At 68.8% G+C, this 24,339-nt stretch carries 21 protein-coding genes; 11 read left to right on the top strand and 10 right to left on the bottom strand.

Annotation, left to right across the window (positions count from 1 at the left end; translation table 11 throughout):
* Positions 1-44: 44 nt before the first annotated feature.
* On the top strand, positions 45-698 hold the full coding sequence (locus BLS50_RS28530) for a cysteine hydrolase family protein (protein WP_074805979.1): 654 nt from the start codon (positions 45-47) through the stop codon (positions 696-698).
* A 25-nt stretch (positions 699-723) separates the two neighbouring features.
* Here the strand turns inward: BLS50_RS28530 and BLS50_RS28525 are convergent, their stop codons facing one another.
* The 3 genes from BLS50_RS28525 to BLS50_RS28515 all read right to left on the bottom strand — a co-directional run bounded on the left by BLS50_RS28525 (position 724) and on the right by BLS50_RS28515 (position 3,663).
* Positions 724-1,455: a ribonuclease T2 gene (locus tag BLS50_RS28525; RefSeq protein WP_027811744.1), complete on the bottom strand. Its 732-nt coding sequence runs from the start codon at positions 1,453-1,455 to the stop codon at positions 724-726.
* Between the two features lie 126 nt (positions 1,456-1,581).
* On the bottom strand, positions 1,582-2,160 hold the full coding sequence (locus BLS50_RS28520; protein ID WP_074805976.1) for a hypothetical protein: 579 nt from the start codon (positions 2,158-2,160) through the stop codon (positions 1,582-1,584).
* 99 nt (positions 2,161-2,259) lie between these two features.
* A complete protein-coding gene (locus tag BLS50_RS28515) occupies positions 2,260-3,663 on the bottom strand; it encodes an HdeD family acid-resistance protein (RefSeq protein ID WP_074805974.1) in 1,404 nt (467 codons plus the stop codon).
* 448 nt (positions 3,664-4,111) lie between these two features.
* Between BLS50_RS28515 and BLS50_RS28510 the strand changes: the two genes are divergently transcribed.
* From BLS50_RS28510 to BLS50_RS28490, 6 genes are all read left to right on the top strand, one after another.
* Entirely contained in the window at positions 4,112-4,678 is a 567-nt protein-coding gene (locus tag BLS50_RS28510) for a helix-turn-helix domain-containing protein (protein WP_074805972.1), read from the top strand.
* A 78-nt stretch (positions 4,679-4,756) separates the two neighbouring features.
* Positions 4,757-5,338: an HD domain-containing protein gene (locus BLS50_RS28505; RefSeq protein ID WP_074805969.1), complete on the top strand. Its 582-nt coding sequence runs from the start codon at positions 4,757-4,759 to the stop codon at positions 5,336-5,338.
* A complete protein-coding gene (locus BLS50_RS35635) occupies positions 5,322-5,474 on the top strand; it encodes a hypothetical protein (protein WP_249191785.1) in 153 nt (50 codons plus the stop codon). The genes BLS50_RS28505 and BLS50_RS35635 overlap by 17 nt, the downstream gene beginning before the upstream one ends.
* Before the next feature lie 275 nt (positions 5,475-5,749).
* On the top strand, positions 5,750-6,943 hold the full coding sequence (locus BLS50_RS28500) for an efflux RND transporter periplasmic adaptor subunit (RefSeq protein ID WP_074806804.1): 1,194 nt from the start codon (positions 5,750-5,752) through the stop codon (positions 6,941-6,943).
* Between the two features lie 2 nt (positions 6,944-6,945).
* Positions 6,946-9,000, top strand: a complete 2,055-nt coding sequence (locus tag BLS50_RS28495) for a MacB family efflux pump subunit (protein ID WP_074805966.1) — start codon at positions 6,946-6,948, stop codon at positions 8,998-9,000.
* 13 nt (positions 9,001-9,013) lie between these two features.
* A complete protein-coding gene (locus BLS50_RS28490) occupies positions 9,014-10,387 on the top strand; it encodes an efflux transporter outer membrane subunit (RefSeq protein WP_074805963.1) in 1,374 nt (457 codons plus the stop codon).
* A gap of 44 nt (positions 10,388-10,431) precedes the next feature.
* Here the strand turns inward: BLS50_RS28490 and BLS50_RS28485 are convergent, their stop codons facing one another.
* Positions 10,432-11,970, bottom strand: a complete 1,539-nt coding sequence (locus BLS50_RS28485) for an MFS transporter (protein WP_074805960.1) — start codon at positions 11,968-11,970, stop codon at positions 10,432-10,434.
* A 185-nt stretch (positions 11,971-12,155) separates the two neighbouring features.
* Here BLS50_RS28485 and BLS50_RS28480 point away from each other — a divergent pair, with 185 nt between their 5' ends.
* On the top strand, positions 12,156-13,061 hold the full coding sequence (locus tag BLS50_RS28480; protein ID WP_012339624.1) for a LysR family transcriptional regulator: 906 nt from the start codon (positions 12,156-12,158) through the stop codon (positions 13,059-13,061).
* 86 nt (positions 13,062-13,147) lie between these two features.
* Here BLS50_RS28480 and BLS50_RS28475 read toward each other — a convergent pair whose 3' ends face one another.
* The 6 genes from BLS50_RS28475 to BLS50_RS28450 form a co-directional block, all read right to left on the bottom strand.
* Entirely contained in the window at positions 13,148-14,287 is a 1,140-nt protein-coding gene (locus BLS50_RS28475) for an enoyl-CoA hydratase/isomerase family protein (protein WP_074805958.1), read from the bottom strand.
* Positions 14,284-15,075, bottom strand: coding sequence for an enoyl-CoA hydratase (locus BLS50_RS28470; RefSeq protein WP_074805956.1), 792 nt, complete (start codon positions 15,073-15,075; stop codon positions 14,284-14,286). Before BLS50_RS28470 ends, BLS50_RS28475 begins: the two co-directional genes overlap by 4 nt.
* On the bottom strand, positions 15,075-15,974 hold the full coding sequence (mmsB, locus tag BLS50_RS28465; protein ID WP_006480765.1) for a 3-hydroxyisobutyrate dehydrogenase: 900 nt from the start codon (positions 15,972-15,974) through the stop codon (positions 15,075-15,077). The genes BLS50_RS28470 and mmsB overlap by 1 nt, the downstream gene beginning before the upstream one ends.
* Before the next feature lie 18 nt (positions 15,975-15,992).
* Positions 15,993-17,522, bottom strand: a complete 1,530-nt coding sequence (locus tag BLS50_RS28460) for a CoA-acylating methylmalonate-semialdehyde dehydrogenase (RefSeq protein ID WP_074805954.1) — start codon at positions 17,520-17,522, stop codon at positions 15,993-15,995.
* 106 nt (positions 17,523-17,628) lie between these two features.
* Positions 17,629-19,335 (bottom strand): AMP-binding protein, encoded by a 1,707-nt coding sequence (locus BLS50_RS28455; RefSeq protein WP_074805950.1) that lies wholly within the window; start codon positions 19,333-19,335, stop codon positions 17,629-17,631.
* Positions 19,336-19,533: 198 nt separating this feature from the next.
* On the bottom strand, positions 19,534-20,667 hold the full coding sequence (locus BLS50_RS28450; RefSeq protein ID WP_011547202.1) for an acyl-CoA dehydrogenase family protein: 1,134 nt from the start codon (positions 20,665-20,667) through the stop codon (positions 19,534-19,536).
* 137 nt (positions 20,668-20,804) lie between these two features.
* Between BLS50_RS28450 and BLS50_RS28445 the strand changes: the two genes are divergently transcribed.
* The 3 genes from BLS50_RS28445 to BLS50_RS28435 all read left to right on the top strand — a co-directional run bounded on the left by BLS50_RS28445 (position 20,805) and on the right by BLS50_RS28435 (position 24,283).
* Positions 20,805-21,839, top strand: a complete 1,035-nt coding sequence (locus tag BLS50_RS28445; RefSeq protein ID WP_023477776.1) for an AraC family transcriptional regulator — start codon at positions 20,805-20,807, stop codon at positions 21,837-21,839.
* 123 nt (positions 21,840-21,962) lie between these two features.
* Positions 21,963-23,513 carry an NfeD family protein gene (locus tag BLS50_RS28440; protein ID WP_074805946.1) on the top strand — a complete coding sequence of 517 codons (1,551 nt, stop codon included), beginning with the start codon at positions 21,963-21,965 and terminating at the stop codon, positions 23,511-23,513.
* Positions 23,510-24,283, top strand: a complete 774-nt coding sequence (locus BLS50_RS28435) for a slipin family protein (RefSeq protein ID WP_034175199.1) — start codon at positions 23,510-23,512, stop codon at positions 24,281-24,283. The genes BLS50_RS28440 and BLS50_RS28435 overlap by 4 nt, the downstream gene beginning before the upstream one ends.
* Positions 24,284-24,339 lie beyond the last annotated feature (56 nt).

Below are 24,339 nucleotides of genomic sequence, written 5' to 3'. Positions count from 1 at the left end.
GGCTGCACCGAAAAAATTGCCCGAGCTATTGGAGAGCGTCATTCATGAACGAGGAAACCGCACCGGATATCGAAATGGCAACCCACACGCCCGCCCATGGTGACAACAAGCCTGCTCAAAGCACGCTCTACCAAATTCCCCCGATCGCGCCATCCAAAACCGCGCTGCTCGTCATGCATTACCAGACCGACATCCTCGGCCTGTTCCCGTCGGTCGCGCCCGAGCTGCTCGCCAATACGCGCCGCCTCTGCGACGCGGCACGCGCCGCCGGCGTCGGCGTCTGGTTCGCGAATCTCCGCTTCAGTCCCGGCTATCCGGAAGTCAGCCCGCTCAACAAGAACGGCCAGGGCATCAAGCAGCTCGGCCTCTTCATCGACGATGCCCCGTGTCCCGAACTGGCCAAACGATCCGACGAGCCGCTGATCATCGCGCACCGCGCAAGCGTGTTCTTCGGCACCGATCTGCAGGCGCAGCTCATTGTCCAAGGCGTCGATACGCTGATCATGGTCGGCATCGCATCGACCGGCGTGATGCTGTCGTCGATCGCCCATGCGAGCGACGCCGATTTCCGCCTCTACACGGTCAAGGATTGCTGCTACGACCCGGACCCGATCGTTCACGAGCATCTGTTCGCCACCGCGTTCGAGTCGCGCACGACGGTGCTGTCGCTCGCGGATGCGCTGCGGCTGCTGGCGTAACGACGGGCGAGCCGCAGCATCCGCCTCACTTCGCGATAAACACCCCCGACGTCGGACACGTGCCCTGCGTATTGCCGTCCGTCACGAGCGACGCCGCGCTCGGAAACTGCGTGGTCGCATTCGTCTTCACCGCGATCCATGCTTCGGTGAAGTAGCTCACGCCGTTCGTCTTCGTGCACTTCAACGACACCGCGCTGCGCGTGTTGCTGCCGAACGCGCCTTCGAACGCCGACAACAACTGGTTACGCGTGACCGTCTTGCCCGCGTTCGCCTGCAGGAATGCGTTGAACGACGTGTTGCCCAACCGGCTGATCATGCCCGACGCCTGGTTCCAGTACGCATCGGGCGTCGCCGAGTTCGAACACGTGCCGTGCTTGAACCACTCGTGCTTGTCGAGGCACGAAGCAACGCCCGGCATGTACGTCGACAGCGTGTTGCGGGTCGCGCTGCTGATCGGGTACGCGTCCATGCTGCACCACTGGTGCGCGTTGTCGAGGTCGATGTCGTTCTGCGGCACGCCGCAGTAGAACGGCTGGTTGCCGTCGTAGCGGTTCGGCCACAGCCCGTGCAGCGACAGGCTCGTCGCCGCGTACGAGCCGGCGAGGTTCGTGCATTCCGGGGTGTCGTGCGACGCGCAGAAACCCGGCTCCCACGATGCGGCGAGCAACAGGTAGTCGTAACTGGTCTGCGCGGCGGCGTGCAGTGAAACGGAAGCGACGGCGAGTGCGGCAGCGGCGCGAGCGAGCGTCTTGAGCATGGCGTGTTTCCTCGGAAAAGGCTTGCGGTCGCGGGATGCGCCGCAAGGTTGTCGAATGTCTGCCCGCGATTGTTGCTGCCGCAACGTGGCACGAATGTGAAGGTGCACGAAAGAATGTGTGATCGCTCAGGTGCCGAGCTGCGTGCACGCGCGCGCCGACGCTTCGGGCCCCTCGAGCGCGAGAATCTGCCACACGCCGATGCTGACGCGCCGGCGCGCCGCGGTCGACGCATCGGCCAGCAACGCCTCGACACGCGGTGCGACATCGGGCGCCTTCTGCTGCAGCGCAGCGTGGTGCCGCGCGCGCGACGCCGGCTCCGGTTCGTACACGTCGCACAGGCGCACCATGCCGGCGAGGCCGGCCAACGTGTCGTCCTTGTCGATCGCACCCGGCTCGACCGGCGCGAGCCCGTTGCGCTCGTCCGGCGGCAGCTTGTTGCGCGCGCCTTCGTCGATCGCCGTGGCCGAAGCCGGCGGCAGGCCGCCGATCGCCGCGACGATCCGGCTGCCCGCGGCGATCATGTCGCCCTGGCACGCGATCCTCTCGGCGGCCGGGACGTTCGAGCAGAACGACACCGACGTCCGGTACACGTCGTTGCTCATGCGCGGCACTTCGTCGGTGCCCGCCTGCGCGAAGCAGGCGCTTGCCAGCGCCAGCGTCAACGCGGCGGGAATCAGGATTCGGAACGCCGTCGTCTCGTTCATTGTTGTCGTCCGTGGGTTTTTATGGCGGGCAATATCGGCGGGCCGCACCGCGCGCAGGCGCCCCTCGTGATGCCGGACCCGCTTCCGGCGCCACGCGTCTTACTTCATCGACGCCGCCTCCGATCCGCCGGGCGACAGCGCCGCGCTGTCCTGCTCGCGCCATGCACGCCGTGACGCCATGATCGCGCTCACCGCCGAGCGCGCGACCTTCCACCACGCGAACGGACGCGGATCGGCGAGCATGCTGAGCGCGCGTGCATAGTCGAGCGTGAGGCCGGGCGTCCACGCCATCGTCACCGCGCGCTTGCGGATCTGCGCGGCCACCCACAGCTCGGGGGTAAGCAGCAGCCGCACGAATGCACCCCATCCGGCCCGCGCGCCCTTCAGCCGCCACACCGCACCGTCGAGCGCGGCCTCGAGCGCATTCGACACGGTGCTCGAGCAGTTGCGGTACGTGAGGTTGTACGTCGTGTTCTGCCGGTATGACGACCAGAACGCGTCGAGCTTGGCTGGATCGTAGTTGCGGATACGCACGCGCACGGTCGACGGGCACCACGCTTTCGACTCGGTCGCATAGTCGGGCTGGAACAGGCCGGGCACGTCGTTCTCGCGCGTCGCCCGCAGGATGCGCGTGAATTCGTCCGGAGAACGATCGATTTCGACGCCCGGATACAGGCTGATGTAGATACCCTCCGGCGACTCCAGCGCCGCATGGCCGGTCGAGATCACGCCGTTGACGTCCACCGCCGCGATGTAGCGGTCGATCACCGGATAGCGCTGCGCTTCGGCCTTCGACGTGCCGGTCGGCGTCCATACGTGCACGGTGAGCGCCCGCTCGCCGTCGGCCGGCGGGCCGTCCCATTCGGATTGCGCGAACTGCGGCCGGTCCGGTGCGTCGTCGAGATCCGGTGCCAGCGCCGGCGCGGGCGACGTCGCGAACGCCGGGTTGCGCGTCAGCCGCCGCACGCGTGCGGCCAGGCTCAGCATGTGCATCCCGCCGAACATCAGCAGCAGGCCGAGGCAGTACGGTACGGTGCCCGCGTAGTGCGTCGGGTACGGCTGGAAAAAGAAAATCGCCAACAGAATCTCGACCACGCCCCACGCGAACGCGACGTGCCAGCGGCGATAGCGCACCATCCACGCGGACGTGCATTGCAGCAGCCCGTCGACGAGAAACAGCGTGCCGAAGATCATCGACAGCAGAAAGTGGCCGTGATGATGGCCGGCGAACACGAGCCCCGCCGCCACCACGACCGCGATGCCCTTCACGTAGCGCAGGATGCGCTGCCCGCCGACACCGCTGCCGGCCACCGCGAGCGTCGCGAGCCCCTCGATCAGGAAGAGCCACGCGAACAGCTCGATCGGAAAATGCAGCGCGCCGTCGAGCGCGTCGACGAAAATGCCGACGCCCGCGACGACCCACAACCAGCCGAACACGGTCAGCCCGCGCCAGCGGGTTCGCAGATATTCGATGCCCAGCAGCAGCAACACCAGTCGTACCATTGCGCCCTCGTATCTTTTTCGGGATACGCGCGGCCTCGCGCTCCCTGTCGTGTCGACCGCGTGTCGGGCGACGCGCCGGCCGGAAGGCGGTCATCGTTGCCGGCGCGTCATGTCGTCGACATGATCGATGGCGGCCGGCGCGCGCCGCTCTGGGCGAATAATAAGATATGAAGGGGCCGCTTGAAAGCCTCGCGAAAACGTTTTCGACGGGGCGCGGCCGGGCGCGGCTGCCCACTGCCACGGCAGGGTCCGGGTTCGACAACGTGCGACGGATACGCGAGAATCCGGCTTCCGAGGGCGAAAGCCACCCAACCGAACCGCACAGACGGGACAAGAACACATGCATGGACCGATTCAACGCCGGCACATGCTGGCCGCCATTCGCCGGGGTCCACGCCGGCCCCTGTCCGCCACGGCGCTGGCCGACGCATGAAACAGGAGCATCGACATGCCCTACCCGCCGCTTCACCCATCCTCGCTCGGCCCGCAACTCAAGCGCTGGCGCGCGCTGCACCGCGTGAAGCAAAGCCATGCAGCCGAACTGTTCGGCGTCGCGCAATCGACGATCTCGCGCTGGGAAGCCGGCCTCCAGCGGATGTCGCCCGCCGAGCGCGCGACGGCTGAACAGCTGCTCGCCGCTCGCCTCGATTCCGCGGGCGATCACGCGCTCGCACGGCTGATCGCCGGCAGCGCGGGCCGCATGCATCTCGTGTGCGACCTCACGCACCGCCTGCTGGCCAGTTCACCGGCGCGCGCGGCCGAGTTCTCGCAACCGCTTTCGACGTTGCTCGGCGCGTCGCTGTGGCGCTACGCGACACCGGAAATCGTCCGCATGGAAGCCGCGCTCGACCCGCTCGGCTGGCACGACCGCGCGGGGCCGCCGAGCGTCGAGTTCGACACCGGCGCGAATGCGTCGCGCGTCGTGCCGATTCGCGGCAGCCGATGCCGGTGGACACGGATGACACTGTCGGACGGCTCGGCCGTACGGCTCGTGGAAACGCTCGACGCACACTGACAGTCGCGCATATTTCATGCGTGGACGCACCGCGGCCGGCCGGCGTACGCTTGGCGGTTCATCGCACGGACGCCGACCATGAACCCCGATACCATCCACGCGCGACTCGCGTTCCTGCGCGAGGCCGAACGCCTGAAGGACGTGCTGCGCAGCGGCCACACGTCGGCCGGCCGCCCGGAAAGCACGGCCGAGCACAGCTGGCGGCTATGCCTGATGGCGCTCGTGTTCGCCGACGCGCTGCCCGGCGTCGACACGCTGAAGCTGCTGAAACTGTGCGTCGTCCACGACCTCGGCGAGGCGCTGCACGGCGACATCCCCGCGATCGAGCAGGCCGCGCATCCCGACAAGAGCGCACATGAACGCGACGACCTGCTGATGCTGACCGCGTCGCTCGACCGCGTGGTGCGCGACGAGATCGTCGCGCTGTGGGACGAATACGAGGCGGCCGCCTCACCCGAAGCCCGCGCGGCGAAGGCGCTCGACAAGCTCGAAACGATCGTGCAGCACAACCAGGGCAGCAATCCGCCCGATTTCGACTATGCGTTCAACCTCGGCTACGGCCGGCGCTATACCGACGCCGCGCCGCTGTTCCGCGCGATTCGCGAAATCGTCGACACCGATACGCAGCGCAGGATCGACGCGGGTGGACACCACGCGTAAGCGCGCGGAATCGCGCGGCTTCACGCTCACGCACCTCGTCGAATGGTGGTCGACGCCCGAGCGGGTCGACGCACTGCCCGCGCTCGACGACGAACGCGATCGGCCAATGACGGCGATCTTCGCTGAGCGGCAGTAGCGCGGCGCGCGGCGGGGATGCCGCCTTTTCACAGATCGAGACAATTGCACCCTCCGGCCCGCGTATCGGTACGGTGTCCACACAATTCAGCACAATTTCCACACGTTTTGGCGCGAATTCCTCGCTTACCATGAGCGCCTGATTCGATTCGGCACACCCGCGCGATGCGTACGCGGAACCCGTCGCGGGCAACATGCCCGGCATGCGACGCCGACCGGATCGTTCCGCTCGGCCGCACGCATCGCCGGCGCCGGCTTCATCCTCGCCGCATTCTCATGACCCAGAAGACCCATCGCCGCCGGCGCATCGTGCTGGCTACCCTTGCCGTCGTCGCGATCGCCGCCGGCATCACGCTGAAGGCCTGCGCGCCGACCAAGCATCCGCAATACCTGTCCGCGCCGGTCACGCGCGGCGATCTCGAGAACGCGGTGCTCGCGACCGGCGCGCTGCAGGCGTTCAGGCAGGTCGACGTCGGCGCGCAGGTGTCGGGGCAATTGAAGACGCTGAAGGTCAAGCTCGGCGACAAGGTCACCAAGGGCCAGTGGCTCGCCGAGATCGACCCGGTGATCTCGGAAAACGCGCTGCGCCAGGCGCGCGCCAGCGAGGAAAGCCTGCGCGCGCAGCAACGATCGACCGCCGCGCAGTTGACGCAAGCCGAACTCGCGTTCCGCCGCCAGCAGGCGATGTTGCCCGACGATGCGACGTCGCGCGAATCGTTCGAAGCCGCGAAGGCGACGCTCGACGTGCAGCGCGCGACCCTCGCGTCGCTCGCCGCGCAGATCCGTTCGGCCCGCATCCAGATCGAGACCGCACAAGCCAACCTCGGCTACACGCGCATCGTCGCGCCGATCGACGGCGAGGTCGTCGCGATCGTCACGCAGGAAGGCCAGACCGTGATCGCGCAGCAGCAGGCGCCGGTGATCCTGAAGCTCGCGAATCTCGACACGATGACCGTGAAGGCGCAGGTGTCGGAAGCGGACGTGATCCGCGTGAGCGCCGGCCAGACCGCTTATTTCACGACTCTCGGCGAACCGGACAAGCGTCACTACGGCAAGCTGCGCGCGATCGAACCGGCACCGCAGAACTACGCCGACGCGCAAAGCGCGCTCGGCGGAGGGGCCGGCGGCGGCACGAAGCCGAACGCCGCGGTGTTCTACAACGCGCTGTTCGACGTGCCGAATCCCGAGCACCGGCTGCGCATCGCGATGACCGCGCAGGTCAACATCGTGCTCGGCAACGCGCGCAATGCGCTCAGCATCCCGGCCGCCGCGCTCGGCGAGAAGCGCAAGGACGGCACCGTCGCAGTACGCGTGCTGCGTGCCGACGGCAGCACGGAAACGCGCCACGTCCGCATCGGCATCAACAACAACGTGCGCGTCGAAGTACTGGCCGGCCTGAAGGACGGCGAGCGTGTCGTGATCGGCGAAGCGTCGGCGGACGAGCGCGCGCCGCTGTCGGACGTGGTGTAACGATGCGCCAGCCCCTTCTGAAACTCGCCGCTGTCACGCGACGCTTTCCGGCCGGCGACAAGGACGTCGTCGTGCTGAACAACGTCAACCTGTCGATCGGCGCGGGCGAGATCGTCGCGATCGTCGGCGCGTCGGGGTCCGGCAAGTCGACGCTGATGAACATTCTCGGCTGCCTCGATCACCCGAGCGAAGGCACGTACACGGTCGGCGGACGCGACACGCACATGCTCGACAGCGACGAACTCGCGCAGCTGCGCCGCGAGCACTTCGGCTTCGTGTTCCAGCGCTATCACCTGCTGCCGCACGTCGACGCGGTCGCGAACCTCGAAATGCCGGCGATCTACGCGGGCACCCCGCGCGCCGAACGGCACGCCCGCGCCCGCGAACTGCTCGCGCGCCTCGGGCTCGCGGATCGCGCGCATCACCGGCCCGGCCAACTGTCCGGCGGCCAGCAGCAGCGCGTGAGCATCGCGCGCGCGCTGATGAACGGCGGCCAGGTGATCCTCGCGGACGAACCGACCGGCGCGCTCGACACGAAAAGCGGCCAGGACGTGATCCGCATCCTGCACGAGCTGAACGCGCTCGGCCATACGATCGTGATCGTCACGCACGACAAGGCCGTGGCGCGCCATGCGCGACGCATCATCGAGATCAGCGACGGCGAGATCGTCGCGGACCGGCCGAACCGCCACTACGCGGAGGCGCTCGCGGAAGTGGGCATCGGCGCGGCCGCCACGACGGAAACGGCGGCCGACACACCATCCGCGCCGTCCGCACCGGCTTCCGACGATGCACCGCCACCCACCGATAACGATACCGCCACCGATCCCGCCCCGCACGCCCGACGCTTCGCCGCCGGCACCGGCCGTTTCGCCGAAGCATGCCGGATGGCGTGGATCGCACTCGTGTCGCACCGGCTGCGCACGCTGCTGACGATGCTCGGCATCATCATCGGCATCACGTCGGTGGTATCGATCGTCGCGGTCGGCGAAGGCGCGAAGCGCTACATGCTCGAAGAGATCGGCAGCATCGGCACCAATACGATCAGCCTCTATCCGGGCACCGACTGGGGCGACAGCCGCGCGGACACGATCCAGACGCTCGTGCCCGCCGACGTCGCCGCGCTCGCCGAGCAGCCGTACGTCGACAGCGCGACGCCCGAAACGTCGCGCACGCTGCTGCTGCGCTACCGCAACGTCGACGTCCACGCGCTCGTGAGCGGCGTCGGCGACAGCTACTTCCAGACGCGCGGGATGCGTTTCGCGCTCGGCGTCCCGTTCGACGACGATGCGGTGCGTCGCCAGGCGCAAGTGGCCGTGATCGACCAGAACACGCGCCGCAAGCTGTTCGGCGCGACGCGCAATCCAGTCGGCGAGGCGATCCTGGTCGACAACGTACCGTGCGTCGTGATCGGTGTGACCGCCGACAAGAAAAGCGCGTTCGGCAGCGTGAAAAGCCTGAACGTATGGGTGCCGTACACGACCGCGAGCGGGCGCCTGTTCGGCCAGCGCTATCTCGACAGCATCACCGTGCGCGTGCGCGACGGGCAGCCGAGCGCCGCCGCCGAGAAAAGCCTCGAGAAGCTGATGATCCAGCGCCACGGCCGCAAGGACTTCTTCACGTACAACATGGACAGCGTGGTCAAGACCGTCGAGAAGACCGGCCAGTCACTCACACTGCTGCTGTCGCTGATCGCGGTGATCTCGCTCGTGGTCGGCGGGATCGGCGTGATGAACATCATGCTGGTGTCGGTCACCGAGCGCACGCGCGAGATCGGCATCCGGATGGCGGTCGGTGCGCGCCAGTCCGACATCCTGCAGCAGTTCCTCGTCGAGGCCGTGCTCGTCTGCCTGCTCGGCGGCACGATCGGCATCGCGCTGTCGTTCGGGCTCGGCGCGCTGTTCTCGGTGTTCGTCGCGCAGTGGAAGATGGTGTTCTCGGCCGGCGCGATCGTGACCGCGTTCGTGTGCTCGACGCTCACCGGCGTGATTTTCGGCTTCATGCCCGCGCGCAACGCGTCGCGACTCGACCCGATCGATGCGCTCGCGCGCGACTGACGAAAAACCTGCCATGACGCACTCCTTCCCCCTTCACCGTCTCGGCGCATTCGCGTGCGCGGCCGTACTGCTCGCCGGCTGCGCGGGTGCGCGCCATGATCCGCTGCCCGCCGTCGCGATGCCCGCGAACTGGGCCGCGCCGGTCGCGGCCGACGCGCCGGCCGCCACGGGCGACTGGTGGCGCAGTTTCGGCGATCCGCAACTCGACGCGCTGATCGACGACGCGCTGCGCGCGAACAACGATCTCGCGATCGCGGCGATCCGCGTGTATCGCGCGCAGTTGCAGGCCGGGCTCGTCGATACGAACCTGACGCCGAACGTGACGCTCGGCGCGAACGGCGCCGTGTCGCGCACGCTCGACACGCACCAGATGAGCCGCTCGAGCGGCGTCAATGGTTCGCTCAGCTATGAAATCGACCTGTGGGGCCGGCTGGCCGCGCTGCGCGACGCCGCGCGCTGGGAAGCCGACGCGACCGCCGCCGATCTCGAAGCCGCACGGCTGTCGCTGATCGGCACGACCGCGGCGCTGTACTGGCAGATCGGCTATCTGAACCGGCAGATCGCGCTCGGCGACGCGAACATTGCGTATGCGGAGCGCACGCTCGCGCTCGTGCGGTCGCGGCACACGGCCGGCGCCGTGTCGGGGCTCGACCTCGCGCAGGCCGAACAGAGCCTCGCCGCGCAACGCGCGGCGCAGACGCAGCTGATCCAGCAGCGCACCGAGAACCGCCACGCGCTCGCGATCCTGTTCGACCGGCCGCCGCAGCAGCGCGCGGCCGAGCCGGCCGCGCTGCCCGATGCCGCACCGCCCGACGTGGCGGCCGGCCTGCCCGCCAGCCTGCTCGGCCGGCGCCCCGACCTGCGTGCGGCGGAATTCCGGCTACGCGAATCGCTTGCGCAGGTCGACGCGACGCGCACCAGCTTCTATCCGACCTTCACGCTGACCGGCAGCGCCGGCACGACGAGCACGAGCCTCGAGCGCGTGCTGACGAATCCGGTCGGCACGCTCGGGCTCGGTCTCGCGCTGCCGTTCATCCAGTGGAACACGATGCAGTTGCAGATCAGGGTGTCGAAGTCGCAGTACGAGGAAGCGGTCGTCGGGTTCCGCCAGCGGCTCTACACGGCGCTCGCGGAAGTCGAGAACGCGCTGTCGGCGCGCGTGCAGCTCGAACGCGAGGCCGAACAGCGTGCGCTGTCGCTCGCGCAGGCCCAGCGCGCCGAACGGCTGGCCGCCGCGCGCTTCGCGGCCGGCGCGACCGCCGTGCAACCCTGGCTCGACCAGCAGCAGGTGCTGAGGAGCGCGCAAAGCGCCGACGAACTGACACGCCTGAACCGGCTCAACAACCAGATGAAGCTGTACCGCGCACTCGGCGGCGGGACCTCCTGACCGGCCGTCACACGCCGCACCTCACCCGCCGCACGCCGGCCGCGTCATTCGCACACGGCCGCTCCACGCCGCGCCGGCGCAAACGCCACCGCGCTCGCGGTCGCGAGCAGGGCCACGCCCGCCGCGCCGTACACCATCACCCAGCCGAAGCCATGCACGAGCGCCGCGTGCAACGCCGCGCCGCTCGGGTCGGCCTGCGCGAGCGCGGGTGCGATCGCCTGCAGCCCGTCGGTGCGGCCCGCCGCGATCTCCTGCGCGAGCCGGCGCAGCGCCGCGTCGCCGATCGCGCCGGCCGGCCCGCCCTTCAGGCTCGCGACGATCCCCGCCACGAGCACGAAGCCCATCGTCGCGATGTTCAGCGCGAGCGAGATCATCCGCGCGCTCATGTCGATGCCCGACGCCATCCCGGCCCGCGCACTCGGCACCGCGCCCGTCGTCGTGTTGGTGACGGGCGTATTGGTCAAGCCGAGCCCGATGCCGGCGATCACGCAGCCCGGCAGCATCGTCAGCCAGCTCGCATGATCGGCCGCGCTGCCCAACCGCATCAGCACGAAACCGGCCGCGATCGTGAACAGGCCGGCCGGAATCACGACGCCGGGCCCGTAGCGCAATGCAAGCCGTTCGCCGAACGGCGGCGCGATCAGCGTCGGCAGCGTGTACGCGAGCAACGCGAGGCCGGCCGTCACGCTGTCGTAGCCGAGCGCGACCTGGAACCAGATCGGCAGGTAGATCATGAACGGCCAGAAGCTGAAATTCATTCCCATCGAGCCGAAGATCGCGCCGGTGAACGCGCGAATCCGGAACACCGAGAAGTCGAACATCGGCCGTGCGCTGGCGCGCTCCGCGATGACGAAGCCGATCACCGCGAGCACGGTCGCGCCGAGCACGCCGAGGCCGGCCGCGCTCGTCAGCCCGAGTTCGGCGCTTTGGGTGATGTAGAACGCGAGGCCGAGCACCGCGAGCGACAGCGTGACGATGCCCGCCACATCGAGCGCGCCCGCATGCGGATCGCGCGACTCCTGCACCGCGCCGCCGATCAGCACGAGCGCGACGGCCGCGAGCGGCGCATGGACGAGGAACACCCACGGCCAGCTTGCCAGCGCGACGATCGCGCCGCCGACGATCGGCCCGAAGCCGAGCCCGATGCCGAACACGATCCCCCAGATCCCGAACGCGCGGCCGCGCTCGCGCCCTTCGCGGAACTGGTGCGACAGCACGGCGATCTGGCAGATCAGCATCGCGCCGCCGCTCGCGCCCTGCAGCAGCCGGCCCGCGACGAGCACCGGCACGTTCGGCGCGAGCCCGCACAGCAGCGACGTCGCGCCGAACAGCACGGTGCCGATCACGTACACGCGCTTGCGGCCGAACCGGTCCGCGAGCGTGCCGGCCGCCATCAGCACCGTCGTACACGCGATCGTGTACGCGTTCATGATCCACTGCATGCCGTTGAAATCGCCATGCAGCACGTGTTCGAGCGTCGGCAGGATCACCGGCACGCTCGAGATTTCGAGGCCGAACATCAGCGACGTGAGACAGACGGCCGCGAGCGCGACCGCATTCCTGCGGGAGTCGGATAGCGTCATGCGTCTTGCGCGGCGGCCCGGCGACAGGCCGCGCACCTCCAGGTGAGTAGGATTCGCCGCGCGCGGCCGGCGACGCACGCTGGGCGGGAATCGGTACTATAGTGAGAATTCACCTCCCCATTGACGCACCCGCTTCCATGCACTGGGGAATCTCAGGACCCAATAGACACAACACACAACCCGCCATGACCGACAGACTCGACGGCGTGACGACCTTCGTCCAGGTCGTGGAATCCGGCAGCTTCGCGCTCGCCGCGGAACGGCTCGACATGACGCGCTCGGCCGTCGGCAAGGCGATCGCACGGCTCGAGAAGCGGCTCGGCGCGCGGTTGCTGCAGCGCACGACGCGCAGCCAGAGCCTGACCGACGACGGCCAGGCGTACTACGACCGCTGCGTGCGCGCGCTGGCGGAACTGGAAGCGGCGGAAGCCGATCTCGACTGCGGCCGCCACGAGGCGCGCGGCAAGCTGCGGCTGAGCGTGCCGCTCGCATTCGGGCATCACTGCGTGACGCCGATCGTGCTCGACCTCGCGCGCACTTACCCGCACCTGCGGATCGACGTGTCGATCACCGACCGTTTCGTCGATCTCGTCGAGGAAGGGATCGATCTCGCGGTGCGGATCGGCCCGCTCGCGGACAGCACGAGCCTCGCGGTGCGGCGGCTCGGCACGCAATACGGGAGCCTCGGCGCGGCGCCGTCGTATCTCGCGCGCCACGGCACACCGCAATCGCTCGACGATCTGAAAAACCACCGCACGATCGCGTATTCACGCTCGGGCGTCGTGCAGCCGTGGTACCTGCGTGCGCCGGACGGCTCGAGCGTCCACATCGACATGCCGCACCAGCTCAGTTTCGACGACGTGCAGGCGATCGCGGCGGCCGGTGCGTCGGGGTTCGGGATCGCGTGGCTGCCGAGCTGGCTGCTCGATCACTACGTGAAGCGCGGGGAGATGGTGGTCGTGCTCGATCGCTGCTTCGTCTGCGAAGGCGACATTCATGCGATCTGGCCGAAGACGCGCTACCTGCCACGCAAGACGCGCTGCGTGATTGATGCGCTCGTGGAGGCGGTACCGCCGATGATCGAGCGCTGAACGCCAAGCGCCGAGCGCGGACGCAAAGGAAGGAAATACGTGGCAACCGACGCGCCGCACGGGCGCGTCGGGCCGTCACGCGCCGATCACGCCGCGCCGAGATCGGCGAGCGGATGCGCGAACAGCTTCCACGGTGACGTCAGGAAATGCCGCACGCGTTCGGCGCGCAGCTCGACGAGCGACGCAGGCGCCCAGCGCGGCTTGCGATCCTTGTCGACGAGATGCGCGCGCACGCCTTCGCAGAAATCGCCTTCCTCGATCGCCCGCGCCACGATGCCGAGCTCCATCCGGAACGATTCCGCGAGCGTCATCTGCCGGCCGCGCAGCAGCGCCTCGCGCGTCACGGCGAGCATCGTCGGCGAATGGCTCGCGAGCGCGTCGAGCGTCGCCTGCAGCCACTGGCGATGCTCGCGTGCCAGCTCGTCGCGCGCCAGCTCCTGCGTGAGCGTCGCGACGATCCGCTCGACGCTCGAGCGCTTGTCGAAGTGGCGGACGATCCACGGCATCTGGCTGTCGAGCGCCGCATGCGGCACCACGTTGCACGGCGGCTCGAACACTTTGCGCAGCAACGGCAGCGCATCGCCGTCCCACTTGACGCTTTCGATGCGCGTCTCGAACGTGTCGAGCCATGCGGACGGCACGCACAGGTCCGCGAGCTTCGCGCTCAGCGCGTCGGCGCCCGACAGCATCGCGCCGGTCAGCCCCACGTACAGTTCGAGTTCGGTCGGCATGCCCGACAGGAAATGCGTGGCGCCCACGTCGGGCACGAGGCCGATGCGCGTTTCCGGCATCGCGATCTTGCTGCGCTCGGTCGCGACGCGCAGCGCCGCGCCCTGCGCGAGGCCCATGCCGCCGCCCATCGTCACGCCGTCCATGAGCGCGACCACCGGCTTCGGGAACGTGTGGATCGCGTAGTCGAGCCGGTATTCGTCGACGAAGAACGGCAGCCACGTTTCGCGCTGCGCGACCATCTTGTACAGCGCACGCACGTCGCCGCCCGCGCAGAAGCCCTTCTCGCCCGCGCCGCGCAGTACGACCGCGACGATCTGGTCGTCGTGGCGGCAGCGTTCGAACAGCGCGGTCAGCTCGCCGATCATCGCGTACGACAGCGCGTTGAGCGCGGCCGGCCGGTTCAGCGTGATCAGCGCCACGCGGTTCACCACACGAAACAGCACCTCGGGCGCGTGCTCCGCGAATGCGTTGTGATTCGTCACCGGCGTACTCATCGTTGCGCTTCTCCATCGGTGCGCCACTGCGGCGCGCGCTTGCCCAGGAACGCCGCCACGCCCTCGCGCGGATCGGCCGTGTCGAACAGGTCGACGAAGCGTTCGCGTTCGACCGCGAGCGCCGCGCTTCGCGGCACACCGCGACGTGCAAGGCCGATCAGCTCCTTGCTGTAGGCGACCGCGTGCGGGCTTTGCCGCGCGACGTTGCGCGCCAGCGCGAGTGCCGCATCGTGCGCGGCGCCGCTTTCCACCACGTCCTCGACGAGGCCGATCCGCAGTGCGGTGGCCGCGTCGACACGCGCGCCGGTCAGGATGATCTTCTTCGCCCAGCCTTCGCCGACGAGCCAGGGCAGCGTCTGCGTGCCGAGCCCGCACGGCAGCAGGCCGACCGACGGCTCGGGCAGCGCCATCTGCGCATGCGTCTCCGCGATCCGCAGGTCACATGCGAGCGCACATTCGAGACCGCCGCCCATCGCATAGCCGTTGATCGCCGCGATCGTCACCACCCGCGCGTCGTGCAGCGCCTCGAACGCCGCGCCGAAGCGCGCCGCCATCGCGCGCGCGACCGCACGATCGCCGTCGGCGAACGTGTTGAGGTCGGCGCCCGCGCTGAAGAACTTCGGGCCGTCGCCGGTGATCACCAGCGCGCGCACGTGCGGGTTCGCATTCAGTTCGGCGACGGTGGCCTGCAGCTGCTGCAGCCCGTCGGCGGTAAAGGCGTTCGCGGGCGGACGCTTGAGCGTCGCGCACGCGATCGCGCCGTCGTCGACGTAGTCGAGTTCGATCATCACGCGTCCTTCTTCGTGGCCGGTTGATACAGGCGGATCACCGCCGAGAAATCGAGCTGGCCGTCGCCGCGGCTGCTCATCGTCTGGTACAGCTGCTGCGCGAGCGCGCCGAGATAGACAGGCTGACGCGCCTGCTTCGCCGCGTCGTTCGCGAGGCCGAGATCCTTCAGCATCAGGTCGGTGCCGAAGCCGCCCGAGTAGCCGCGCGACGACGGCGCGGTCTCGATCACGCCCGGATACGGGTTGTAGGTGTCCGAACTCCAGCAGCGGCCCGTCGACGTGTTGACGATGCCGGCCAGCACCTTCGGGTCGATGCCGAGCGCGACGCCGAGCGACATCGCCTCCGACACCGCCGCCATCGAGATGCCGAGCACGAGGTTGTTGCAGACCTTCGCGACCTGCCCCATCCCGGTCGCGCCGCAATGGACGATGTTCTTGCCCATCCCGGCGAGCACCGGCTTCACGCGTTCGAAATCCGCATCGCTGCCGCCGACCATGAAGGTCAGCGTGCCGGCCGCCGCGCCGCCGGTGCCGCCCGACACCGGCGCATCGACGAACGCACCGCCATGCTCGCGCACCAGCGCGCCGAACGCCTGCGCGCTCGCCGGGTCGATCGTGCTCGAATCGATCACCGTCGCACCGGCGCCGAGGCCGGCCAGCACGCCGTTCTCGCCGGACAGCACCGAGCGCACGTGCGGCGCGGCCGGCAACATCGTGATCACGAACGTCGCGCCCGATGCCGCATCGCGCGGGGAAGCTGCCACCTGCGCGCCGGCGTCCTGCAGCGCGCGCAATGCATCGGCGCTCAGGTCGAACGCATGCACGTCGTGGCCGGCTTTCAGCAGGTTCAGCGCCATCGGCGCGCCCATGTGGCCGAGGCCGATAAATCCGATCTTCATGTTGGTGTCCTCCGCCGCTCAATGCAGCCGGATCGTCGTATTCACCGGGCCGGCCGTCGTGTCGTCGTCGAACCAGCGCGCGGTGACCGTCTTGGTCTGCGTGTAGAACTGCACGACCTGCTTGCCGTACGGGCCGAGGTCGCCGAGCTTCGAGCCGCGCGAACCGGTGAAGCTGAAGAACGGCACGGGCACCGGAATCGGGATGTTGATGCCGACCTGGCCGACGTCGATCTCGCTCTGGAACTTGCGTGCGGCCGCGCCGCTCTGCGTGAAGATGCCCACGCCGTTGCCCATCGGGTTCGCGTTGACGAGTGCGATCGCTTCGTCGAGCGTGTCGACTTCCATCACGACCAGCACGGGCCCGAAGATTTCATGCGTGTAGATCGTCATGTCGGTTTTCACGCCGGAGAAGATCGTCGGCCCGATGAAGTTGCCTTCCTCGAAGCCGGCCACCTTCACGTCGCGGCCGTCGAGTTCGAGCTTCGCGCCTTCCTTGATGCCCATGTCGATCAGCGACAGAATCCGCGCCTTCGCACCGCGCGACACGACCGGCCCGACGTCGGTGCCCGCTTCCGAGCCCGCGTTGACCTTCAGCGTCTTCGCCTTCGCGACGAGGTCGGGCAGCCATTCGCGCGCCTGGCCCACCAGCACCGCGACGGACGTCGCCATGCAGCGCTGGCCGGCCGCGCCGAAGCCCGCGCCGACGAGCGCATTGATCGCCTGCTCGCGATTCGCGTCGGGCAGCACGATCGCGTGGTTCTTCGCCCCCATCATCGACTGCACGCGCTTGCCGTGCTGGCTGCCGAGGTTGTACACGTGCGTGCCGACGGCGGTCGAACCGACGAACGAGATCGCTTTCACGAGCGGATGCGTGCAGATTGCGTCGACGACTTCCTTGCCGCCGTGCACGACGTTCAGCACGCCTTTCGGTACGCCGGCCTCGAGCGCGAGCTCGACGAGCTCCATCGTCGACATCGGGTCCTGCTCGGACGGCTTCAGCACGAACGTGTTGCCGCACACGATCGCCATCGGGAACATCCACAGCGGAATCATCGCGGGGAAATTGAACGGCGTGATGCCCGCGCACACGCCGAGCGGCTGGCGCAGTGTGTAGGTGTCGACGCCGCCCGCGACGTTCTCGGCGAATTCGCCGAGTTGCAGCGTGCCGATCGAGCATGCGTGCTCGACCACTTCGAGGCCGCGGAAGATGTCGCCTTCGGCATCGGGAATCGTCTTGCCCTGCTCGGCCGTCAGCGTCTTCGCGATGCGCTGCTGGTTCGCGCGCACCAGATCCTGGAACTTCAGCATGATGCGCATGCGCGCGGCGATCGGCGTGTTCTTCCACGTCGCATACGCGGCGTGCGCGGCCTGCACGGCCGCGTCGACTTCCGCGACGGTCGCGAACGGCACGCGTGCGAGCACCTGCTGCGTCGCCGGGTTGACGACGTCGCGCCACTCGCTGGTGGTGGACTCGACGAAGGCGCCGTCGATCAGCAGCTTGACCGTCGGCACGTCTTGCCCCGTGCGGGGCGTCGGATTCGCGTTCATCAGTGCACTCTCCTTGCAGTGGGCCGTGTGGCGTCATTCAACGCGTGGCCCGTTCAGTTCAGTCAGGCGACGGACGGCGGCCGCGGCGCGCACGGCCCGCAGCCGGTCACTTCAGTTCGTTGGCGAAATCTTCTTCCCAGTACTCGCCGGGCATGCGCTCGGTCGCGTCGTCGCCACGCTCGATCTCGCGGCGGCGCAGCTCGACGCGGCGGATCTTCCCCGAGATCGTCTTCGGCAGTTCCGCGAACTGCAGGCGACGGATGCGCTTGTACGGCGCGAGCTTCTCGCGCGAGAAACGGAAGATCTCCAGCGCGAGCGCGGGGCTTTCTTCATAGCCCTGGCGCAGCGTGATGAAGGTCTTCGGCACCGACAACCGCACCGGGTCCGGGCTCGGCACGACGGCCGCTTCCGCGATCGCCGGATGCTCGATCAGCACGCTTTCCAGTTCGAACGGGCTCAGCCGGTAGTCGGACGACTTGAACACGTCATCCGCGCGGCCGATGTACACGTAGTAGCCATCGTCGCGACGCATCGCGATGTCCGACGTGCGGTAGTGACCGTCGCGCATCGCATGGGCCGTCGCGTCGGGATTGTTCGCATAGCCCTTCATCAGCCCGACCGGGCGCGTGACGTCATCGCCGATCGGCAGCGCGACCTCGCCTTCGGTCACCGGCGCGCCGTCCGGGTCGAGCAGCGCGATCCGGTAGCCGGGCAGCGGCCGGCCCATCGAGCCGGCGACCACCGGCTGGCCCGGCGAATTGCCGATCAGGCAGGTCGTCTCGGTCTGGCCGTAGCCGTCGCGAATCGAGATGTTCCAGGCCTTCTTCACGCGCTCGATGATCTCGGGATTGAGCGGCTCGCCCGCGCCGACGATCTCGCGCAGCTTCACGTCGAACGACGCGAGCGGCTGCTGCACCAGCATGCGCCACACGGTCGGCGGCGCGCATAGCGTCGTCACCCGGTACTTGACGAGCGCATCGAGCACGACCTTCGGCTCGAAGCGCGCATAGTTGAACGCGAACACGCATGCCTGCGCATTCCACGGCGCGAAGAAGCAGCTCCACGCGTGCTTCGCCCAGCCCGGCGAGCTGATGTTCCAGTGGATGTCGCCCGGTTGCAGGCCGACCCAGTACATCGTCGACAGATGGCCGACCGGATAGGTGCGGTGCGTATGCTCGACGAGCTTCGGCTTCGACGTCGTGCCCGACGTGAAGTACAGCAGCATCGGATCGTTCGCGTGCGTGACGGCGTCCGGCTCGAACGCGGCGCTCGCCGCATAGCCGTCGTTCATCGCGAGCCAGCCTTCGCGCGGCGCGCCGGCGACGATTTTCTGCTTGAGGCCGAGGCCGGTCTGCTCGAACTTCGCGGTTTCGTGCTCGTCGACGATCGCGTAGGTCGCGCCGCCGATCTGCACGCGGTCGCGCACGTCGTCGGGCGACAGTTGCGTGGTGGCGGGCAGCACGATCGCACCGAGCTTCATCGCGGCCAGCATCGCGTCCCACAGCTCGACCCGATTCGGCAGCATCAGCAGAATGCGGTCGCCGCGTCCGACGCCGATCGAGCGCAGCCAGTTCGCGATCCGCGACGAACGCTCGGACATCTGCGCGAACGAATACGGATCGCCCGTGCCGGTCGCCGCGTCGACGATCCACAGCGCGGGCTGGTCGTTGCCGCGCGCCATCGGGTCGAAGTAGTCGAGCGCCCAGTTGAACGCATCGAGCACCGGCCATGCGAAATCGCGATACGCGGTGTCGTAGTCGGTGCGATGGCGCAGCAGGAAATCGCGTGCGTCCAGGAATGCCTGTACCGTCATGTGTCGTCTCCGTCCAGTCTCCATGCCCAGCGGTCAGCCGGCGCAAGCGCTGCGGCACTTGCCCGGTTCCGTGTTGCACGGCGCACGGTCACGTCGTTGCGTGCCGCGTTTGCCGCGCTGCCCTCGTGCCTGTCTCGTGTGCCTGCCTGTTCGACCGTTTGTTCGACTGCGTGATGCCGGATCGGCGCACGGCGCGGCTCACAGCTGCCGCGCGATCACCATCCGCTGCACTTCGCTGGTGCCTTCGTAAATCTGCGTGATGCGCGCGTCGCGATAATGACGCTCGACTTCGTAATCGACCAGGTAGCCGTAGCCGCCGTGGATCTGGATCGCATCCGAACACACGCGCTCGGCCATCTCGGACGCGAACAGCTTCGCCTGCGACGCTTCCGACAGACACGGCAGCCCGGCCGTGCGCAGCTTCGCCGCGTGATGCACGAGCAGGCGCGCGGCGTTGATCTGCACGGCCATGTCGGCGAGCTTCTGCTGGATCGCCTGATGCTCGGCGATCGGCTTGCCGAACTGCACGCGCTCGCCCGCATAGCGGCGCGCCTTGTCGAACGCGGCGCGCGCGATGCCGAGCGCCTGCGCGGCGATGCCGATGCGCCCGCCTTCGAGGTTCGACAGCGCGATCTTCAACCCTTCGCCGCGATTGCCGAGCAGGTTCTCTTCCGGAATCGCGCAGTTCTCGAACGTGATCGGGCACGTATCCGATGCGCGGATGCCCATCTTCTTCTCGGGCTTGCCGACGATGAAGCCGGGCGTGTCGGTCGGCACCAGGAACGCGGAAATGCCGCGCTTGCCGGCTTCCGGGTCCGTCATGGCAAAAACGATCGCGACACCGGCGCGCTGGCCGTTGGTCACGAACTGCTTCGCGCCGTTCAGCACCCATTGGCCGTCGCGCAGTTCGGCCCGCGTGCGCAGGTTGTTCGCCTCGGAGCCGGCATGCGGCTCGGTCAGGCAGAATGCGCCGATCACGCGGCCGGCCGCCATGTCGGCCAGCCAGCGATCCTTTTGCGCGGGCGTGCCGAAGCCGAGGATCGGCCCGCAGCCGACCGAGTTGTGCACGCTCATCATCGTCGCGCACGCGGCGTCGCCGGCCGCGACTTCCTCCATCGCCAGCGCATACGCGACGTAATCCGTATACGAACCGCCCAGTTCCTGCGGCACGATCATCCCGAGCAGGCCGAGCTCGCCGAGCTGCGCGACGATCGCGTCGGGCAGGTGCGCGTCGTGGTCCCACTGCGCGGCGTTCGGCGCCAGCATCTCGGTGGCAAACGCGCGCGCGGCGTCGCGGATCATCCGCTGGTCTTCGGTGTAAAGCTCGTCCATGGTGCTGCAGTCTCCCGCGGCCGCCGGGCGCGACCGTCCTTGCGTTTCGATGCAACAAGTGTAGGCAAGCGCGCGCGACTGTTCGATGCTCGCGTCGCTCATTTACACTGAGCGTTTTTGCCACACCGGCGACACCGATGAAGCAGGAAGACAAGGGGACCGTCGCGATCAGCCTCGTCGCGTACAGCGTCGCGCTGGCCACGCGGCGCGGCGTCGCGGCCGAGCCGTTGCTCGCGCAGGCCGGCATTGCACCGGCGCTGCTCGGCCAGCCGCGCGCACGCGTGTCCGCGCAGCAATACGGCGCGCTATGGAACGCGATCGCGCGCACGCTCGACGACGAGTTTTTCGGGCAGGATCGCCACCCGATGCGCAGCGGCAGCTTCATCGCGATGAGCCAGGCGGCGCTGTCCGCACGCGACGGGCTGCACGCGATGGCGCGCGCGGTGAACTTCATGCACTGCGTGCTCGACGACCTGCACGCGGAGCTCGACGCGAACCCGCAGCGCGTGCGGCTGCGTTTCGTGCACCGCAACAACGGCGCGACGCCCGCGATGTTCACGTACGCGACCTATTTCATCATCGTGTACGGGCTCACCTGCTGGCTGATCGGCCGGCGCATTCCGCTGCTGCATGCGAGCTTCCGCTGCGACACGCCGCCCGCCGACCACGAATACCCGTCGATGTTCTGCGACGACATGCGTTTCAACGAGCCCGATTCGTATGTCGATTTCGATCCCGAATTCGCGACGCTGCCGGTCGTGCAGAACGCGAAGACGCTGAAAACGTTTCTGCGCAACGCGCCGGCCAGCTTCATCGTCAAGTACCGCAACCCGAACGCGCTCGCGCAGCGGGTGCGCGCGGTGCTGCGCGGAATGCCGCCCGCCGCGTGGCCGGGCGCGGGCGGGATGGCCGCGCGGCTGCACGTGGCCGAGGCCACGCTGCGCCGCAAGCTGCACCAGGAAGGCCACGCGTACCAGTCGATCAAGGACACGCTGCGGCGCGATCTCGCGTTCGAGGCGCTGGCCGACCCCGCCCGCACGATCGCCGACGTCGCGGCCGCAACCGGGTTCGCGGAGCCGAGCGCGTTCTACCGCGCGTTTCGCAAGTGGAGCGGGCGCAGTCCGGCCGAGTTTCGGGAAGAAGCGCTCGCGCGCGGCGGCGGCGCCGGCTGAATGCGCGGCCACCCCTGCCTCGCCTTCGCGCTTTCGGCCGAAACCGCCTAATCTTCAAGCATCGGGCCCACGCCCTTTCCGCCAGCCGGACGGCACGCGGCCGCGCGCCGCCCGGACGTCCCGATGCGCTTTCATCGTCATGGCCCGCCGCCGGCGCCTGCCGCGCCCGACGGCCACCCCCGTCACCCGCTGTCCGCGCGGGTCGCGCGCGCCGCGCTGTTCGCGGCGCTGCTCGTCGTGTGCGCTGCACTCGCCGCGCCGCCATCGGCCGACGCGCCCGCCGCGCACCCGGTCGTCGTGATTCCCGTCAACGGCGCGATCGGGCCGGCCAGCGCCGATTTCATCGTGCGTTCGCTCGACCGCGCGGCCCGCGAGCACGCGCCGCTCGCGATCCTGCAGCTCGACACGCCCGGCGGCCTCGATACGTCGATGCGGCAGATCATCAAGGTCATCCTCGGCTCGCCGGTGCCGGTCGCCGCATTCGTCGCGCCGGGCGGCGCGCGGGCGGCGAGCGCCGGCACCTACATCGTCTATGCGAGTCACGTCGCGGCGATGGCGCCCGGCACCAACCTCGGCGCGGCGTCGCCCGTGCAGTTCGGCATCGGCGGCGCGGCGCCGCCAGGCGCGAATCCCGCCGCGCCGCGACCGACCGGTGCATCGGGTGCATCTCGCGCGTCGGACGCGGCTGCCGCGCTGCCAACCGACACGCAATCGACCGAGATCCGCAAGGCGATGCAGGATGCGTCCGCATACATCCGCGGCCTCGCGCAATTGCGCGGACGCAACGCCGAATGGGCCGAGCGCGCGGTGCGCGAGGCGGTGAGCCTGTCGGCGAACGAGGCGCGCGCGCAGCACGTCGTCAACCTGATCGCGCAGGACCCGGCCGATCTCGCGCGCCAGCTCGACGGCCGCGCGGTGACGACGACCGCCGGCACGCTGCATCTGGCGACCGCGCACGCGCCGCTCGTCGTGCTCGCGCCCGACTGGCGCAACCGGTTCCTCGCGATCATCGCCGATCCGAACGTCGCGCTGATCCTGCTGACGATCGGCATCTACGGCCTCTTCTTCGAATTCGCCAACCCCGGGTTCGTGCTGCCGGGCGTCGCCGGCACGATCTGCCTGCTGGTCGGGCTGTTCGCGATGCAGTTGCTGCCGGTCAGCTATGCGGGCCTCGGCCTCGTGCTGCTCGGGCTCGGCTGCCTCGTCGCGGAGGCGTTCCTGCCGACCTTCGGCGTGCTCGGGTTCGGCGGCATCGTCGCGTTCACGATCGGCGCGCTGATGCTGATCGACACCGACGTGCCCGGCTACGGGATTCCGTGGCCCGTGATCGCGAGCCTCGCGCTCGGCGGCGCGCTGCTCGTCGCAGGCGTGTCGAGCGTCGCGCTGCGCGCGCGGCGGCGTCCGGTCGTGACGGGCGCCGAGGCGATGCTCGGCAGCATCGGCGAAGTGCTCGACGACGGGCTGCAGCTCGACCAGCCGCCAGGCGCGGCCGGTGCGGCGCCGTCGGCCGCCGGCTGGGCGCGCGTGCACGGCGAGCGCTGGCACGTGGCGAGCAGCGCGCCGCTGGCCGCCGGCTGCCGCGTGCGCGTCACCGGCCGCCACGGACTGACGCTGACGGTCGCGCCGCTCTACGACGTGCCCGCACCCGCCCATCCGCAGGGAGAACCTTCATGATCGGTTACACGTTCGGCTTCAGCAGCGTCCTCATCGTCTTCGTCGTGGTGCTCGTCGCGTCGTCGATCCGCATCTTTCGCGAGTACGAGCGCGGTGTCGTGTTCATGCTCGGCCGGTTCTGGAAAGTGAAGGGGCCGGGGCTGGTGCTGATCATCCCGATCGTCCAGCAGGTCGTGCGGATCGACCTGCGCACCGTCGTGTTCGACGTGCCGGCGCAGGACGTGATCACGCGCGACAACGTGTCGGTGAAGGTCAATGCGGTCGTGTATTTCCGCGTCGTCGATCCGGAGAAGGCCGTGATCCAGGTCGCGCGCTTCTTCGAGGCGACGAGCCAGCTCGCGCAGACGACGCTGCGCGCGGTGCTCGGCAAGCACGAACTCGACGCGCTGCTCGCCGAGCGCGAACAATTGAACGCGGACATCCAGAAGACGCTCGACGCGCAGACCGATGCGTGGGGGATCAAGGTATCGACGGTCGAGATCAAGCACGTCGACCTGAACGAGACGATGATCCGCGCGATCGCGCGGCAGGCCGAAGCCGAGCGCGAGCGGCGCGCAAAGGTGATTCATGCGGAAGGTGAGCTTCAGGCGTCGGAGAAGCTGCTGCAGGCCGCGCAGCGGCTCGCGCTGCAGCCGCAGGCGATGCAGTTGCGCTACCTGCAGACGCTGACGACGATCGCGGCGGACAAGAATTCGACGATCGTGTTTCCGCTGCCGGTCGATCTGCTGGGGGCGTTGCTGGATCGGTTGGGCCCGTCGCGCGAGCCTTGATACGCGCACGTGCCGGCCCGCAAGACGCCGCGGGCCGATGTCGATGAGCGCGGGAG

Origin of the sequence: Burkholderia orbicola (genome assembly GCF_900100915.1) — a bacterium.
GTDB lineage: Bacteria > Pseudomonadota > Gammaproteobacteria > Burkholderiales > Burkholderiaceae > Burkholderia > Burkholderia orbicola.
Note: the sequence above shows the minus strand (reverse complement) of the source record. Positions and strands in the feature narration are given on the sequence as shown.

What these genes read in the sequence shown, in the direction of transcription:
- BLS50_RS28530 (WP_074805979.1), top strand. Translation starts at nt 45, where the DNA reads ATGAACGAGGAAACCGCACCGGATATCGAAATGGCAACCCACACGCCC.
- BLS50_RS28525 (WP_027811744.1), bottom strand. Translation starts at nt 1,455, where the DNA reads ATGCTCAAGACGCTCGCTCGCGCCGCTGCCGCACTCGCCGTCGCTTCC.
- BLS50_RS28520 (WP_074805976.1), bottom strand. Translation starts at nt 2,160, where the DNA reads ATGAACGAGACGACGGCGTTCCGAATCCTGATTCCCGCCGCGTTGACG.
- BLS50_RS28515 (WP_074805974.1), bottom strand. Translation starts at nt 3,663, where the DNA reads ATGGTACGACTGGTGTTGCTGCTGCTGGGCATCGAATATCTGCGAACC.
- BLS50_RS28510 (WP_074805972.1), top strand. Translation starts at nt 4,112, where the DNA reads ATGCCCTACCCGCCGCTTCACCCATCCTCGCTCGGCCCGCAACTCAAG.
- BLS50_RS28505 (WP_074805969.1), top strand. Translation starts at nt 4,757, where the DNA reads ATGAACCCCGATACCATCCACGCGCGACTCGCGTTCCTGCGCGAGGCC.
- BLS50_RS28500 (WP_074806804.1), top strand. Translation starts at nt 5,750, where the DNA reads ATGACCCAGAAGACCCATCGCCGCCGGCGCATCGTGCTGGCTACCCTT.
- BLS50_RS28495 (WP_074805966.1), top strand. Translation starts at nt 6,946, where the DNA reads ATGCGCCAGCCCCTTCTGAAACTCGCCGCTGTCACGCGACGCTTTCCG.
- BLS50_RS28490 (WP_074805963.1), top strand. Translation starts at nt 9,014, where the DNA reads ATGACGCACTCCTTCCCCCTTCACCGTCTCGGCGCATTCGCGTGCGCG.
- BLS50_RS28485 (WP_074805960.1), bottom strand. Translation starts at nt 11,970, where the DNA reads ATGACGCTATCCGACTCCCGCAGGAATGCGGTCGCGCTCGCGGCCGTC.
- BLS50_RS28480 (WP_012339624.1), top strand. Translation starts at nt 12,156, where the DNA reads ATGACCGACAGACTCGACGGCGTGACGACCTTCGTCCAGGTCGTGGAA.
- BLS50_RS28475 (WP_074805958.1), bottom strand. Translation starts at nt 14,287, where the DNA reads ATGAGTACGCCGGTGACGAATCACAACGCATTCGCGGAGCACGCGCCC.
- BLS50_RS28470 (WP_074805956.1), bottom strand. Translation starts at nt 15,075, where the DNA reads ATGATCGAACTCGACTACGTCGACGACGGCGCGATCGCGTGCGCGACG.
- mmsB (WP_006480765.1), bottom strand. Translation starts at nt 15,974, where the DNA reads ATGAAGATCGGATTTATCGGCCTCGGCCACATGGGCGCGCCGATGGCG.
- BLS50_RS28460 (WP_074805954.1), bottom strand. Translation starts at nt 17,522, where the DNA reads ATGAACGCGAATCCGACGCCCCGCACGGGGCAAGACGTGCCGACGGTC.
- BLS50_RS28455 (WP_074805950.1), bottom strand. Translation starts at nt 19,335, where the DNA reads ATGACGGTACAGGCATTCCTGGACGCACGCGATTTCCTGCTGCGCCAT.
- BLS50_RS28450 (WP_011547202.1), bottom strand. Translation starts at nt 20,667, where the DNA reads ATGGACGAGCTTTACACCGAAGACCAGCGGATGATCCGCGACGCCGCG.
- BLS50_RS28445 (WP_023477776.1), top strand. Translation starts at nt 20,805, where the DNA reads ATGAAGCAGGAAGACAAGGGGACCGTCGCGATCAGCCTCGTCGCGTAC.
- BLS50_RS28440 (WP_074805946.1), top strand. Translation starts at nt 21,963, where the DNA reads ATGCGCTTTCATCGTCATGGCCCGCCGCCGGCGCCTGCCGCGCCCGAC.
- BLS50_RS28435 (WP_034175199.1), top strand. Translation starts at nt 23,510, where the DNA reads ATGATCGGTTACACGTTCGGCTTCAGCAGCGTCCTCATCGTCTTCGTC.